At 61.1% G+C, this 14,664-nt stretch carries 14 protein-coding genes; 10 read left to right on the top strand and 4 right to left on the bottom strand.

Features of this window, described 5'->3' with window-relative positions; translation table 11 throughout:
- Positions 1-10: 10 nt before the first annotated feature.
- Both Q0106_RS05305 and Q0106_RS05300 read left to right on the top strand, forming a co-directional pair.
- On the top strand, positions 11-901 hold the full coding sequence (locus Q0106_RS05305; protein WP_297609879.1) for a hydrogenase expression/formation C-terminal domain-containing protein: 891 nt from the start codon (positions 11-13) through the stop codon (positions 899-901).
- Positions 894-1,151 carry a rubredoxin gene (locus Q0106_RS05300; RefSeq protein WP_152157618.1) on the top strand — a complete coding sequence of 86 codons (258 nt, stop codon included), beginning with the start codon at positions 894-896 and terminating at the stop codon, positions 1,149-1,151. The genes Q0106_RS05305 and Q0106_RS05300 overlap by 8 nt, the downstream gene beginning before the upstream one ends.
- On the opposite strand, the gene Q0106_RS05295 is transcribed toward Q0106_RS05300, so the two are convergent.
- The gene (locus Q0106_RS05295) at positions 1,145-1,588 is read right to left on the bottom strand and encodes a hypothetical protein (RefSeq protein ID WP_297609876.1); all 444 of its coding nucleotides are present in this window, start codon (positions 1,586-1,588) and stop codon (positions 1,145-1,147) included. The genes Q0106_RS05300 and Q0106_RS05295 overlap by 7 nt on opposite strands.
- Before the next feature lie 263 nt (positions 1,589-1,851).
- Here Q0106_RS05295 and Q0106_RS05290 point away from each other — a divergent pair, with 263 nt between their 5' ends.
- Positions 1,852-2,691: a hypothetical protein gene (locus Q0106_RS05290; RefSeq protein ID WP_297609873.1), complete on the top strand. Its 840-nt coding sequence runs from the start codon at positions 1,852-1,854 to the stop codon at positions 2,689-2,691.
- A gap of 81 nt (positions 2,692-2,772) precedes the next feature.
- Here the strand turns inward: Q0106_RS05290 and Q0106_RS05285 are convergent, their stop codons facing one another.
- Entirely contained in the window at positions 2,773-5,202 is a 2,430-nt protein-coding gene (locus Q0106_RS05285) for a sulfatase-like hydrolase/transferase (RefSeq protein WP_297609870.1), read from the bottom strand.
- A gap of 174 nt (positions 5,203-5,376) precedes the next feature.
- Here Q0106_RS05285 and Q0106_RS05280 point away from each other — a divergent pair, with 174 nt between their 5' ends.
- The gene (locus Q0106_RS05280) at positions 5,377-6,069 is read left to right on the top strand and encodes a response regulator transcription factor (protein WP_297609867.1); all 693 of its coding nucleotides are present in this window, start codon (positions 5,377-5,379) and stop codon (positions 6,067-6,069) included.
- A 3-nt stretch (positions 6,070-6,072) separates the two neighbouring features.
- Positions 6,073-7,389, top strand: a complete 1,317-nt coding sequence (locus tag Q0106_RS05275; RefSeq protein ID WP_297609864.1) for a HAMP domain-containing sensor histidine kinase — start codon at positions 6,073-6,075, stop codon at positions 7,387-7,389.
- Between the two features lie 78 nt (positions 7,390-7,467).
- On the opposite strand, the gene dcuC is transcribed toward Q0106_RS05275, so the two are convergent.
- Positions 7,468-8,841: a C4-dicarboxylate transporter DcuC gene (dcuC, locus tag Q0106_RS05270; RefSeq protein ID WP_297609861.1), complete on the bottom strand. Its 1,374-nt coding sequence runs from the start codon at positions 8,839-8,841 to the stop codon at positions 7,468-7,470.
- 176 nt (positions 8,842-9,017) lie between these two features.
- Here dcuC and Q0106_RS05265 point away from each other — a divergent pair, with 176 nt between their 5' ends.
- Positions 9,018-10,118 carry an adenosine deaminase gene (locus tag Q0106_RS05265; protein WP_297609858.1) on the top strand — a complete coding sequence of 367 codons (1,101 nt, stop codon included), beginning with the start codon at positions 9,018-9,020 and terminating at the stop codon, positions 10,116-10,118.
- 77 nt (positions 10,119-10,195) lie between these two features.
- On the opposite strand, the gene Q0106_RS05260 is transcribed toward Q0106_RS05265, so the two are convergent.
- The gene (locus Q0106_RS05260; protein ID WP_297609990.1) at positions 10,196-11,419 is read right to left on the bottom strand and encodes an alanine racemase; all 1,224 of its coding nucleotides are present in this window, start codon (positions 11,417-11,419) and stop codon (positions 10,196-10,198) included.
- A 185-nt stretch (positions 11,420-11,604) separates the two neighbouring features.
- On the opposite strand from Q0106_RS05260, the gene Q0106_RS05255 reads away from it, so the two are divergent.
- The 4 genes from Q0106_RS05255 (at position 11,605) to Q0106_RS05240 (ending at position 14,659) form a co-directional block, all read left to right on the top strand.
- Positions 11,605-12,417 (top strand): transcriptional regulator, encoded by an 813-nt coding sequence (locus Q0106_RS05255; RefSeq protein WP_297609855.1) that lies wholly within the window; start codon positions 11,605-11,607, stop codon positions 12,415-12,417.
- Positions 12,414-12,797, top strand: coding sequence for a RidA family protein (locus Q0106_RS05250; RefSeq protein ID WP_297609852.1), 384 nt, complete (start codon positions 12,414-12,416; stop codon positions 12,795-12,797). Before Q0106_RS05255 ends, Q0106_RS05250 begins: the two co-directional genes overlap by 4 nt.
- A gap of 7 nt (positions 12,798-12,804) precedes the next feature.
- The gene (locus Q0106_RS05245) at positions 12,805-13,902 is read left to right on the top strand and encodes a threonine synthase (protein ID WP_297609849.1); all 1,098 of its coding nucleotides are present in this window, start codon (positions 12,805-12,807) and stop codon (positions 13,900-13,902) included.
- Between the two features lie 313 nt (positions 13,903-14,215).
- Complete coding sequence (locus Q0106_RS05240) at positions 14,216-14,659, top strand: hypothetical protein (RefSeq protein ID WP_297609846.1); 444 nt, start codon at positions 14,216-14,218, stop codon at positions 14,657-14,659.
- The last annotated feature ends 5 nt before the right edge of the window (positions 14,660-14,664 follow it).

Below are 14,664 nucleotides of genomic sequence, written 5' to 3'. Positions count from 1 at the left end.
CAAGATAGAGATGAGCCTTCAGACTTATTCCGCCGCCGATGTGGCGCGCCGGTGGCAGAACGCCCCGGAACTCGACCCGGAAACGGAGCGCAGGGCGGCGCTCGCAACCATTGACTTCCTCACTGACGTGAGGGAGAAGCTTTCGCAGCATCTCGACGACATGGCAAAGGGAAATGCGGCTGCGGACGGTTCCGACCTTCACGCCGTCTGGGATTTTTCAGGCTTTGACCCCAAGCATCTCGACTTCCTTCTCTCCACGATCGGCGAGGGCGAGGTGAAGATCCTGCTCTTCGACGGCGAAGCGCGCGCAGCCGACACTGGCGTTCCCGGCCTCTGGCGCGTTCAGGCGGGGGACCAGGGCCGCGCCGCCAACTCCTTCGTATTGGGGCGCCTTCCCCGCACGGTGCTCGTTGTCTCGGAACGGGGCGAAACGGAAGTTCCGAAGCTCGTGAACCCGAGCGCCGACGTTTTTGCCGCCCCGGCGATCCTTGAGGAACTCGGGCATGAGCTGAAGGAAGAAACCGCCTCGGGCAGAATCGAGAAGCTTTCCGACGACCCGGCGTTCATGGTGGAGCTCCAGCGCCAGCCCCTGTCGCCCGGCGACATGACGGCGCTCCTTTCGACCCTCGGTACAGGCGACATTGAAGTGGAGCTTCAGGGGTTCGCGCACTCGCGCTTCACGCGCACGCGCGTGAAGAACCTCTGGCGCAGCCGCATCATCAACAATTCCGGAAAAACGCTTCTCGACGCCTTCGTGATCGCGCGCGTGCCGCCCGAGGTGCCGGTGTCGGCGGAGGAGTTCCCCGAAGCGGTGAGAAAGTGCACGGACCTCATTGAATGGATCCGCCACGACCTTGAGCGCGGCACGATCGGAGGCAAAAGGGAGGCGTCCCATGCCTGAGGAAAATTCCGGGCGCTTCACGAAGGGCTCTGAGATCGAGGCGCTCCTTGACCGGCTCGCCGCCGAGCGCGTTCCGCCCGACGCCCGGATGCAGTGCAAGGTCTGCTGGTACGTCTACGACCCGGCCGAAGGCTGTCCCGAGGAGAATATTCTCCCGGGAACGCCCTTCAGGGACCTTCCCGACGAATTCGTGTGCCCTGACTGCGGGCATCCGAAGTCGGCCTTCATTCCGGCCGACGAGGATCATTGACGAAAGAAGTTGTCCGACGGGGGCGGGAGGCAGAGCAGCCCGACCCCGGCGATGATGAAGAGCACGGGGTGAACCCAGGCTCCGGCGCAGGCGAGCGTGAGAATGAGACGGCTGTCGATGAAGATCCCGAGATTGAAGATCCCGAGGAGCTTTTCGAAGATGACGCCGTTCAGCATGAGGACGTCGGCGTAGACGCAGGCGATGACGACGAGAAGCGTCGTCGCGAGCACCGCGGAAAAGAGGCGCCTTACGCGGTCGACGGGATTGAAGATTCTTCCCGAGGCAAAGAGCCCGATCATCATCAGAAGACCCGCCGCTGCCGGAAGCGCGCACCAGAGGAAGTCCGTGCCGGAAACGCGGGCGGAAAGCGTCCAGAGGCTCATGCTCCAGAAGAGGAGCGTGCAGAGAATGAGTAGAAAGGTAAGAGCACGGCGCATGTGCGTATGGTCCCGGAGTGCCGTTGAGGTCCGCGAAAAGAGGCGCGGAAAATCGTCCTCAACATTCTATCTGTCGCCCGATCGGGCGGAATCTCTTATAAAGAAATCTGACAAAAGAATCCGGAGAGGACTCCCGGGCGGCTCAAAAGGAGCTTCCATCAGGAAATCTGCAGAGGCGAATCTCCTTCTCGCCGCGGTAGTATCGAACTGATCCGGCAAATGCGGACACGATGGATTCACAACTGAAAGCAGGGGAAAGAGACATGTTCAAATGGCTGAAGGAGAAGCTGAAGGGTCCTTCAACGGATGCGCCGCGCGACGCTTCGGCCGACCAGCCGGTCGATGAGCGGCTCCTCGAAATTCTTGAAAAACTTCCGGCCGACGGACTCCCGCGATGGCCGGCAGCCGTGGCGGCCTTTGAGGCGCTTCCGGCCGAGCGGCTAGACGACCCGCTCTACGCGAAGAATCTCCTCCGGGCGCTTTTCGCAGCGCTCTCGCACATTGACGCCCCTGTGCGCCAGACGATGGCGCTCGCGCAGATTGCGCTCAACCATTTCCCGCGGATTGCGGCGGCAGTGAGAGAGTCCGATGCCCACGGCCAGCGGGCGCTCCTTCCCCTCGCGGAGGGTCTCCTCGCGCTTCGCACCGGACAGTTCGACCTTGCTTTCCGCCTGATTGCGCGCGCCAACCTCGAGCGCCGGATTTCGGACGCCTGGGCGGAAGGGAATGCCCTCGAGGCCGCTCCCGACTATCTCGTGACGGCGGTGTCCCTTGCCGCGCAGACGCTGATTGACCTTAAAAACCCGGATCTCCGCTACTGGGGAACGGTCGCGGAGGCGCTCCCCGAAGACCCCAAGGCCGTCCTTGAGCCAGAGAGCTTCCTCATGGCCGTGGGCGACCTCGTCCTTGAAATCCATCGTGCGGCCGCGGAGGCCGTGACGCTCGACGCGAAGGAGCGGCTCGAGATTCTCGGCAAGGCCGACGCCCGCTACGAGCTTCTCTTCCGGCGTCTTCATCCGCAGGCGGAAGACTGCAGGCGGATGTTCCGGCGCGTCGAGAAGATGTTCGGGATTCTTGCCGAGGACAAGGATCTTCGCGCCTGAAGCGCGTGATTTTGCCTATTCCTCAGAATCAAAGAGGCGCTCCGGGATGCCCGCAGCGCCTCTTTGCCGTTCCTGATTTCGTCACCGGCTTCTGCCCGAGAAATCGTATTCAGGCCGCAGGGTGGAGCTTTCGATGCCGAGAATGCCGAGGACGCTCGACCAGAGGTTTTCATGCGAAAGCGCTTCCTTCGAGCGCGCGAGAATGTACTGGGGATTGAGGCCGAAGGTGCGCGCAAAGCCGTCGTTCATCCAGAGAATCATCGGTACGCGCGTCTGGTCCGAAGGCGCCATCCACCACGGGGCGCCGTGAAGATAGAGCCCTGATTCGCCGAGCGACTCCCCGTGATCCGACACGTAGAGGAGCGCCGAATCCATGCGGGGCGAGCTCGCTTCTAGGCGCCGGATGAGGCCCGCGAGCACGCGGTCGGTCTCGCGGATCGAATTGTCGTAGGCATTGACGACTTCCTCGCGCGAGCAGCTTCCTAAATCAGCGTTCCGGCATTCGGGCTCGAAGGCCTTGACGCCTTCGGGCGAGCGCTCCGAATAGGCAGGTCCGTGGGAGCCGATCATGTGAAGAAAGAGCACCGTCGGGCGGTCAGCCGGGAGCTTCGGGATTTCGCGGCTGAGTTCCGTGAGGAGCACGTCGTCGTTTCTGCACTTTCCCTCCGGGCACGAGGCCTCGCGCGTCGGAACGCCTTCGCAGGTCCCCTTGCAGCCCGACTGATTGTCGATCCAGAGCACGTTCATGCCGGCGCGCTCGAGAAGCTTCGGGAGCGACTCCTCGTGAAGAATCCGGTCGCGGTCGTAGCTGCTCCTCCCGATGCGGCTCATCATGCAGGGGAGCGACACGTCGGTCGAGGTCCCGCAGGCCGTGACCTTCGGGAAGTTGATGAGCTTGATTTTCGAGAGCTCGGGCGTCGTATCGCGGGCGTAGCCGTTCAAGCCCCAGTTGGCGGCGCGCGCCGTCTCGCCCACGACGAAGACGAAGAGCGTCGGACGATTAACCTTAATGGCTGCCTTCGGCGCCGGATCGGTCACGAGACGCACTCGTTTTGCGTCCGGAGACTCGTCCGCGGCAAAGGTGCGGATCGTTGAATAGACGACATTGACGGGCGCGATCTGGTAGCGAAGCGTCTTGTCGTTCCGCATGGCGCTCGAGAAGGCCTGGAAATTGAGGGCAATGACCAGAACGCCGGCGAGAGCGAGGACGATCGCTCCGCCGAGACGAAGCCCCAGGCGCTTCAGGAGCGCTCGTTTTCCAGTCCGCAGGCTGAGAGGAGGAGGCACCCGACCTCTTAGAGAGAGCCAGAGGGGCGGAATCAGCACCCAGAGGAAGACGAAGACCGGCCGCGCGGCAAGGTAGCCCGCCGATTCGGCCGGGTCGGTCGCGAGGAAGTTCCTCACCATGTCCGGGGTCATTGCCGTGCCGTAAAGGAATGCGGCGGCAAAGGAAAGGGCCCCGAGGATGTTGAGAAGAATGAGGACCGTCCTGAAGATTGCCCGTGGGAGGAGCGAGAGGAGCGCAGTGAGTCCTGCGCCCACGAGCGTGAATGCAATGCCGGATGAGAGTGCGAGCACGATGGAGGAGAGCGTCGCCGTCCCCTGCGGAGCGAGGAGCTTCATGAGCATCGGGGCATCAAAGACGAAGGCCCACCAAAGACCGAGTCCGAGGAGGAGAACGGGAAACCCGGGGCGAAGTGCCTGGCTTCGCCGTACTTCCGAGCCGATCGTGCCTTCCGTTCGGCCCGACCCCCGAAGGACCCGGAGAGCGGAGCTCGAGAATCCGCGGCGGCAGAAAAAGAGGGCGTAGAGCGCGGCGGAAATCAGCCAGTCAATCAAAAAGGCGTCGACGACGTGCGAAAGAAAGTGCGCGCCCGCGAGCATGCGTCCGATCCCGGCCGTGAGGCCGAGAATGAGTGCGGCGGCGAGGGCCAGGGCTGAGAGCTTCCTCGGGAAACCGCGCAGCATGAAGAAAACGGGGAGAAGACAGAAGCCGCTTCCCGCCGCGCCCGAGGGCCAGCATACGCCCGGGCGGAAGCCGAGGGAGAGGGTCGGGTTCGTAATTTCGGCGCTGCCGCCGAATTCCGCGATGCTCCAGGGGCAGCTCACGCCCGTCGTTTTCTTAAGCCACCAGACGGCGAGCACGCAGAGCGCTCCCGCGAGGAGCGCATAAAGAATCCGCCCGCGCATGAGGCGATCCCAGGCGTTTGCGGCGAATGGAGATGTCCGTTCCCTGATGAAGCTCCGGATCAGCGCGAGGAGAAGGAGCGCATAGGCGGCGATCGACGCGAACTTCGGGAGCTTGTGGAGCCAGAATTCCGTCTGATCGGTATTGAGCCACCCGGCGCTGAAGCTCTTCCAGATGAGGCGCTGGAGAGCGAGATCAAGCGCATGCGGCGGGTTGAGGACAAGCCAGACGAGGAGCCCGGCCGGAATGACGAACCAGAAGAGGATTTCGAGCGGTGAAAGCGGGCGGCTTTCGGCCTGCGGGGGAAGGTCTCTGACGCGCATTTCAGGAAAATCCATGTATACGAATAATCTTGCAATTATCCGGATGCCGCGTCAAAAGTGCGTCAAAGCGGGTGATCCGCCTCAATGCTTGTAAACCCATTTTGTGAGGATTTGTTGAGGAAGGCTTTCCCGATACACTTCCCGTTGAAGTTTTTACTCGGTGAAGGTCCTTTCATGCCGCAAAAGATTCTGGTGGTCGACGACAATCCGGACATCCGCGCGAACCTGCGCGACTGGCTTGAAATGCGCGGGTATGAGGTTTCGGGCGCGGCGGACGCGGAAGCCTGCGCGCATCTTCTCAATCAGCAGGGAGCCGATCTTCTGGTGCTCGACATCGGACTCCCAGGCACGGACGGCGTCACGTTCCTCAGGCGCCTTCGCGAGGCCGGAGACGAAACGCCCGTTCTGATGCTCACGGCCCGCGATGCCGTGGAAGACCGGGTGAGAGGACTTTCCTCCGGAGCGGACGACTATCTTGTGAAGCCCTTTGCGCTTCCTGAACTCTCGGCCCGCATCGAGGCGCTCCTGAGGCGCGCCAACCGCGGGCGCGTCCATGCGCTCCGGATCGGCCCGCTGGAACTCGACCTCGCGGCGGGCACCGTCACGCGTGACGGCGTCCTTCTTCGCGTCAACCCGACGGGGCTGCGGATTCTCAGGGAGCTCATGCGCGCGAGCCCGGGCGTCGTGAGCCGCGAGGCGCTCGAAAACCGGATCTGGGGAAGCGATGCGCCGAAGTCGGACAGCCTCCGCTCCAACATGCATCTTCTGAGAAATGCGGTCGATAAGGGCTTCGACGCTCCGATGATCAGAACGCATCCCGGCTTCGGCTGGTCCATTGCCGCGCCGAAAGGCGAGAGGAGCGAATGAACCATGCCCATCGCGCGTCTATTCGCTTCTGTCAGGCGCCGCATGCGCGGTCTCTCGCAGCGCATTATTTTGTCCTTCGCGGCGCTTCTTCTTCTGACGGCGGCGCTCTACGGAAGCGCCATCTGGTTCGCGATCGGCTTTACAGAGGAGCATCTCGTGGCCGGGCTTCTCAAGGATGAAGCGAGCTATGTGCAGGAGCTGCTTGCAAAAGGAAATGTCCCGGGAGTTCCCCCGGGAACCGAGATTTTCGGCGACGACAAACGGCTTCCGCCCATCCCGGAGGCGCTGAAGGGCGTCCCCGAGGGCTTCACGGAAATCCTGGACGACCCGGCGCGGTTCGTCTGGCGGGAAAACACTCCGGGCGGAACGATTCTCATCGTGCGCGACCAGAGCCGCTTTGAAGAAGCCGAAAAGGAGATTCTCCTCTTTACGGCGCTTTCGCTCGGCCTCGCCGGGCTCGCCGGCGCTCTTGCCGGCTGGTGGCTTTCGCGGCGCATCATGCGTCCGATTGAAAGGCTCTCCGACGCAGTGAAGCACGCGTCGATAAGCAGCAGCTGGACGCCGATTCCGGAGGAGCTTCAGACGCCCGACGAGGTGGGCGAACTTGCGGCGATCTGCAGCCGGGCGCTCAGGCGCCTCAACGATGCGCTCGAGCGCGAGCGCGCCTTTACGGCGGATGCGAGTCACGAGCTCAGAACGCCACTCACGGTGATTCAAACAAGCGCGGAACTCCTCGCTGCAGGGAACCTCGGCGAAAGAGAACGCCGCCAGGTGGAGAGGATTCACCGCGCCTCACGCGAAATGCATTCCCTCATGGAAACGCTCCTCGAATTCGCCCGTGCGTCGTCGGGGAGGAGCACCGAGCCTCCGGATGCGGTGCGAGGCATTCTCCTTAATGCCTGCGACGTCTGGAAGCCGCTCGCAGAAGCAAAGGGCCTCGTTTTTGAAGCTGATTTTTCCGAAACCTGTCCCGGGACCTATTCGCCCGGAATGCTCGGGATCGTTGCTGCGAACCTTCTGCGGAATGCGGTGGCCTATACGGGGCGGGGCAGGATTCTTCTCAAGGAAACATCGGACGGCTTTCTCGTTGCCGACAACGCGCCTCCCATTAAGCCCGAGGACCGGGAGCGGATTTTTGAAGCCTATGAGCGGGGCGGGAGCCCGGCGGCTCCCGGTACCGGACTCGGACTCGCGATTGTTGCGAAGGCGGCCCGGCGCTCGGGCTGGAAGGTGGAGCTTGAGAGCGCTCCTGAAGGGAATGTTTTCCGGGTGCGGGTCTTTAATACCGGAATCAAAGGCCTTCGCGCAGACGAGGCATAAGGATGCGAAAAAGCCCGGGCGCTTTGACGGCGGCTCCCGGGCTTTCTGTGTCTGAATTCTGAAAAGTAGCTTCTTTCGTTACATGTATCGGATGAGCGAAATAATGAGAACCGCGACGAAGCCCGAGAGCAGCGGCACGGCGGTGCGCTTCACGACCATGAGGGGATTCACCTTGACCACCGCCGAAACGATGATCACCACGGCCGAAACCGGCGAGACCGCGCGGATGAGGTTCGAGGTGTGCTGCATCGGGAGCGCCACCATCAGGGGGTCGATGCCGGCTTTTTCCGCGAGCTGCGGGATGAGTTCGATGAAGCTGTAGAAGACGGCGTTGCCGGAGCCGCTGATGAAGGTGATGAGCGCCGTGATGCCCGAGAAGGCAAGCATGAGGCCCGCGCCCGCATTTTCAACGCCCGAGACCGAGGACGAAATCATGCTGATGAGGCCCATCGCGGAGAGGCCCGCCACCATGGTCGAGGCGGCGACGATCAGCACGACGACCTTCGAGAAGCCGTCGCCCATGCCGCGGAAGAAGAGGTTCACGTCCTTCATCGAGCCCTTCATGTTCTTCTTGCGCGCGAGTTCGGCAATGAAGGCGCAGACGAAGGAGAAGAGCGTGATTTCAACGAGGCCGATCTTCACCGACTTAAAGAAGGCCCAGAAGAAGATCGTGAGAATGAGGGGCAGAACCGGGAAGATCGCATACCAGACGGGGGCGTCGGTTTCATCTTCTTCGAGCTTCGATTCGTCGATCGAGCCCGCAAGGGCCTTCCCGGATTCGAGGTCCTTCTTGTCCTCCCAGCGCTGCCAGAAGTAGTGCACGATGCCCATGATGATGATCGCGGGGATTGAGATCGGCGCATGGTGGTAGAAGACGTAGTCGACCACGTGCTCGAATCCGAGGACGCGCGCGGCAACCACGTTGTCGCCGCCCAGGGGCGTCGGAACGATCGTTGCCGTCGTGGCGATGACGCCCGCGGCCGTAAGGGGCGACATCTTCGCCGCCTTCAGAACCGGGTAGAGCGTTGCCATCAGAATCACGGCAAGGGACGACGCGCTCGGGATGATGATCGAGAGGAGCGTGCCGAGATAGAAGACGAGCGGCACGAGCACGTAGGGCGAGTGGACGTGCGCGAGCGGCCGGCTCATCACCTTGATCACCATGGCATTGGCGCCGATGTGGGACATGTAGGCGGCAAAGCCGAAGAGCGTGAGGATGATGAGGCCCGCGTTCGAATACTGACGAACGAAGAGGTCCTTGATCGCCTTGAAGGGATCGACCCAGGAGAGGCCCGAGGACGCCTTGGCGGCGAGGACGTCGTGCCCGAGGAGGAGCGCGGCGTACATGAGGATCAGCCCGGCGGCGAAAAGCACGACCTTGGCGTCGTAATTCTTGGCAATGGCCCAGCCCGCAAGGACGAGCACGATGATGGATATCAGTGCGGCAAGCATTTGGGGAGAGAAATCGTGAGGGGAAAACGGGAAGTCGGGGAATATACCGCTACCCGATGCGCTCTGCAGGAAAAGTGCGCTAATCTCTCCGTTTTCCCGGGCTCCTGAAACATTCTCTGAAGCGGGCCCGGCAGAAATCTTTCCCCATCGCATTCAAAAGAAGTCCCGAGGCACTCATGCGCAGCACAAATCCCGGTTTTGTTCCTGATTCCCCCTTCAGCCGGAAGCTTCCGGCCGAATGGATGAATTTCTTCTCCGAATTCCCGAAGGCGGAGCTCCACTGCCATCTGCTCGGCACGACGAGCCGCGAAACCTTCATCGATCTCGTGCGCGACTCCGGCGCCCCGGTTTCCATGGAGGAAATCGAAGGCTTCTACACCCGCGGCGAAAAGCCCGTAGGGGTGCTTCGCATCTTCCGCGCGCTCGAAGCCCACATTCTGAAGAAGCCCGAATACCTGAAGCGCATTACCGTCGAGCACATGGAATGCGTGTCGAAGCAGGGCGTGCGCTACATCGAATTCTTCTGGAACTGGACGGGCCTCAAGCACTTCATGACCTTTGAAGCCGCTCAGCGCGCGATCTGCGAGGGTCTTCGCGAAGGCGAAGCCCGCTACGGCGTGATCGGGCGCCTCGTGCCCTCGATCGACCGCGAGGCGACGCCTGAGGATGCGGTGGAGCTCGTCAGCGAAATGATCGCGCACCGCGAGCCCGAATCGATCGGCCTCGGAATCGACTACCGCGAAACCAACCACGAGCCCGAGAACTTCTGGAAGGCCTACTTCATGGCGCGCGATGCGGGCTTTCACATCACGGCGCATGCGGGCGAATTCGGCGAACACTGGCGAAACGTCGAAACGGCGATCGACCTTCTCAAGTGCGAAAGGATCGATCACGGCTACACGATCATCGACAACCCCGGGCTCATGAAGCACGCGAAGGCGCTCGGCATGCCTTTCGCCGTGGTGCCCACCAACTCCTACTACCTCAGAACCTTCACGGACGAGGAGTGGGCGGAGAAGCACCCGATCCGCCGCATGCACGAAATGGGCCTCAGGCTCTTCCCCAACAGCGACGACCCGACCATGCACCACATCCGGATCAGCGAATCCTGGTACCTGATGTTCAATTTCCTCGGGTTCACGCTCGCCGACCTGCGAGGCATGTTGGAGAACTCCATCGATGCCGCCTGGGTGACGGACGAAGAAAAGGCAAAGTGGAAGAAGACGTGGCTCGCCGAGTTCGACCGTCTCGCGGCAGCGCTTCCGCCGCTTGATTGAATTGAAGCGATTTTGAAATAAAGAAAAGCCCCGGGCGGATCCAATCGGTTCTCCCGGGGCTTTCTCTCGTGCTGGAATCAATCCCAGCCGCGGACGTGCTCAAGCACATCGATGATGATCCCGTTTTTGACGAGGAGCATGTATTTATAGGGCGCCGCCGTCGGGCAGGCGTGATTCGGAAGAATCCGGAGCCGGGTGCCGAGCGGGAAGTCGTCGAGCCTGCAAGCGGAATCCGCCGGGAGCGTGAGAATGCCGTGCTCCTGGTTCGTGCCGGTGAGAATGATGCGGCCGCCGTCGAGCGGCGTCCCAAGCGCGTCGCAGACGAGTCCGTAGCCGAAATCGCGCTTCTGGCGCGAGGTGCCGCGGTCGCGCGACATGGCGAGGAACCCCGAATCAAGGATCAGCTGGTTCTTCTTTGTCTGCCTTCCGATGACGGTGGCGAGAACCGAACCTGCGATGTCTTCTGATTCGCAGACGCCGAGGTTCGTCATGAAGAGGTCGAATAGAGCGCAGACGCCCGCGCGGATTTCCGTGACGCCCGCTTCGCTCTTTGAATGCATGAGCGTCGGGCTCGAGCCCACGGAAACAATCGGGACCTCGAATCCGGCTGCCCTGAGGCGCCCGGCCGCCTGCACGATGCCGGCGCGCTCGCCTTCGGCAGCGGCCTCGATCGCTTCAATCGTTTTGCATTCATAGCTGTCGCCCGCGTGGGTGAGAACGCCCGCAAGCTTCGCGCCTCCCTGAAGCGCCTTTGCGGCATCAATGAGCTCATCGCACTCGGGAGGAAGCCCCGAGCGATGGCCGTCCACGTCGACTTCGAGGAGCACCGGGATTTCCGTCTGATGTTCCCGGCAGAAGTCCGAAACAGCTTTCGCGGCTTCCTCGCTGTCGAGAATGATCTTCAGATCGACTCCCAGGGATCGGATCCTCGCGACCTCTGCGAGCTTCTGGGGCGCAATGCCGACGGCGTAGATCAGGTCCCTGACGCCGTTGGCGGCAAAGTACCGCGCTTCGGAAAGCGTGGAAACGGTGGCGGGGCCTTCGGGCGACGTCATCTGCCGCCTCGCAATCACGATCGACTTGTGGGTCTTGAGGTGCGGGCGGAAGGCGACGCCGAGTTCCCGGGCGCGGGCTCTCGCGCGTTCAAGGTTCTTTTCGAGCTTCCCGTCCTCAATCAGAAATGAGGGCGTCGGGACGCGCGGGTCATTGACGGAGAGCCCGATCAGGGCCTCAGCCGGATCGGGCGCGAATTTGCCGAGGGCTTCGGGCGAAACGATGGGAAGAGCGTCGCTGGGGATCATCACGGAGACTCCTGTTGGAATGTATAAAAAATTCTATCACTAAGCAGGCTTCTGCTAGAGTGAATGCGTGAATCCCTGATTTATTTGTGCAAAACACATTGAATTTTATAGAGTTGCAATATATAAAAAATTATGGAATACTGCCCGTTGTTCCTTTCAGCCTCTTCGGGATGCACGCAGCAAATATGCCTCAGAACGACACCTCTTCATATGCGACGCCGGTCCCTGGCTCGCTCGCACCCTGGCGGATGACTGCCGATCTGGTGGCGCTCGTGGGCGGCACTCAGACGGAGGTCGTGCTCCATGATCTTTCCGATCCCCTTCATTCCGTTGTCTACGTCGTGAACGGCCATGTCACGGATCGAAAGGTCGGGCAGGGCGTGAGGCACCTCGTTGAGGAGATGCTCCTTCGGGGCGAGCACCCTGAAAAAGGCGATCTGCTTCCGGTCTGGTGGTTCAGGCACACGGGCGAGGACGGAGTTGAGAAGCTGATCCGTTCGGTCACGATGCTGATCCGCGGGGCCGACGGGAAGCTCGCGGGCGCCCTCTGCGTCAATCAGGACGTGACGGCCGATGCAGCAGAGCTCGAACGCCTCGACTGGCTTCTTCCTCCGGAAATGAAGGCTCAATTCGGGGAATCTTCCCTCTCCGCCGGCCCGACGAAGAATAGCGCCCGCGAAGAGGGCCTTGCGGCAGGGGAGAGCGTTGCCGACGCCGTATTTGATCTCATCGACCGCATGGTGGATGAGGCGAAGGCGCAGGCGGCGCCGTCCGGTTCGTCGCCCCCGCGGCCCGGGAGAAAGGCTTCGTGGACGCGTGAGGACCGGGTGAAGCTCCTTGTCTTCATGGAGAGCCGCGGCATCTTCCTCATGAAGGGAGCGCTTGAACATGCCGCCGACCGGCTCGGCGTCTCAAAGGTAACGATCTACAGCGATCTCGACCAGATCAGACGGCTGGCGAGATTCGGCAAAACACCATACTGGAGGGGAGAAGAATGAAATTCATCGATCCAGGCTTCAGGGGAACCAATCCCGGCCATTACAGCGCTGCCGTCGTCTCGCACGGCATGCTTTATGTCTCCGGACAGCTTTCCATCAACCCGGACACGCGCGAACCCTGCACGGGCGGCATCCGCGAGCACGCGGCGCTGGCGCTCGACAATCTCGACCGCATTCTGAAGGCCGCGGGCGCCCGCCGCGATCAGGTGGTCTTCTGCCGCGTCTATACGCCCTCGAACGAATACTGGGGCGCGATCAATGAGGTCTACCGAGACTTCTTCGGAGAACACAAGCCCGGCCGCGTCGTTGTCTCGACGACGCCCCTTCATTTCGGATGCCTCGTTGAAATTGAGGCGGTTGCTGAGCTCAATGAGGAGTAATTCAGGAATGCTCAACTACATCTGCACCTGCTGCGGCAGGAAAACCCCGGTGACGACCCGCGAGCCCACATGCTCCTGCGGCGGACTTTTCGAACTTGACTTCACGCCCCCGAAGTGGAACGACGGGAAAATCGACAGGAAGGAATGGAGCATCTTCCGCTACCGCGAATTCATGGCGCTCGACGGCGATGCCTGGCGCGGCGTTTCGCTCGGCGAAGGCCTCACGCCCACTGTGGAAATGAAGCCCGGCATGTTCGTGAAGGTCGACTATGCCATGCCGACCTTGTCCTTCAAGGATCGCGGCGCCGCGGGCCTCGTCTCCCACATGAAGTCGATCGGCGTCGCTGAATGCGTTCAGGATTCGAGCGGCAATGCCGGGAATTCCGTCGCCGCCTACTGCGCCCGCGCCGGTATCAAGTGCGAGATCTATGTGCCTGAAGGCACGAGCCCCAAGAAGATCGCGATGATCGAATCGCACGGCGCTAAAGTCCATGTGATTCCGGGCTCTCGCGACCACTGCGCCGACGTCTGCCGCGCCCGCGTGAAGGACGAGGGCGTCTATTACGCCAATCATGTCGTGAATCCCTTCTTCTATGAAGGCATGAAGGCCTACATCTATGAGGTCTACGAGCAGCTCGGACGCATCCCCGAGCACGTGGTGCTCCCGGTCGGGAACGGCACGCTCTTCATCGGTGCGGTGAAGGCCCTTGAACACCTCCATGCCTCGGGCGTGATCCAGAAGTTCCCGAAGATTGTGGCGCTTCAGAGCGAATTCTGCGATCCGCTCTATCAGGCGAGGAAAGAAGGGAAGGACGATCCCGTCTCGGTCGACGTGAAGCCCACGATTGCTGAGGGCATTGCGATCGGGAAGCCCCTTCGCGGGCACGAGATCCTCGACATGATGAAGCGCCACGACATCACGGTCGTGACGGCGCCTGAGGACAAGATCCTCGCCGCGCGCGCCGCGGTGGCTCGCGAGGGCTACTACATCGAGCACACCACGGCCGCCAACTTCGCCGCGTGGGACCGCTATTGCGAGCTCTACGGTCCGGCGACCGATGTTCTCATTACGCTCTGCGGGGCGGGAATCAAGTCGGATCACTGAGTCTCTGAGGTCAGGTCGATCTGAGCATTTCGAAGCCCGGTGCTTCTCTGCCGTTTGCGCGCAGGGGAGGCCGGGCTTTCTGCACTTCACGGAGCATGGAAGGAGGGCGGAGGGCCGGCCATTGGAGTTGTTCGTAAACAACGTTGCTTTATCCGTAAACGATCATATCTTTATGAAATTTACGCAATTCATTGGATTGGGTTCAAATCTTTTGCGGCGGAAGGTTTCATGAAAACTAGACTCGGATAGTCGCTTATAAACGACAAACCTATCTCGCCCGGGAGTGGTTTGTCGGGACTATTTGGAGTTTGAAATGAGATATTCGACGATCTCTTTTGCTGTTTTGGCCGCTTTGGCGTGCTCTGCTGCGAATGCGGAAGTTATTAATGGCTTGCAGTGGAATGTTACCGGTGAATATCAACTGCCTACGCCTGAAGCATTGAAGGATGGCGTCCAGGCTTATGTTGCATCCGGAAAAACAGAAACGCTCACAGGATCAACCGGTTCGTCTTTGTCTATGCAGGGCAGATGGGCTAATGCTTTTTTGGCTGAACAGAAAGATCAAAATGTCGGCAAGCTGAATGTTCAGGGCATTGATTCAATTGATCTTCAGCTCACCAACGATCAAAAAATTTATACAAATGTGCATGATTACGGCAGTACTGCCCCTCATATCTCCGGTCAAAGAGGCGTAAATGTTATCCATGCCACAGGGCGATCGCACGGGGCCAGTTCACAAAAAGTAGCTGAATCGTGAATTTT

Origin of the sequence: uncultured Sutterella sp. (assembly GCF_937923675.1) — a bacterium.
Lineage (GTDB): Bacteria > Pseudomonadota > Gammaproteobacteria > Burkholderiales > Burkholderiaceae_F > Sutterella.
Note: the sequence above shows the minus strand (reverse complement) of the source record. Positions and strands in the feature narration are given on the sequence as shown.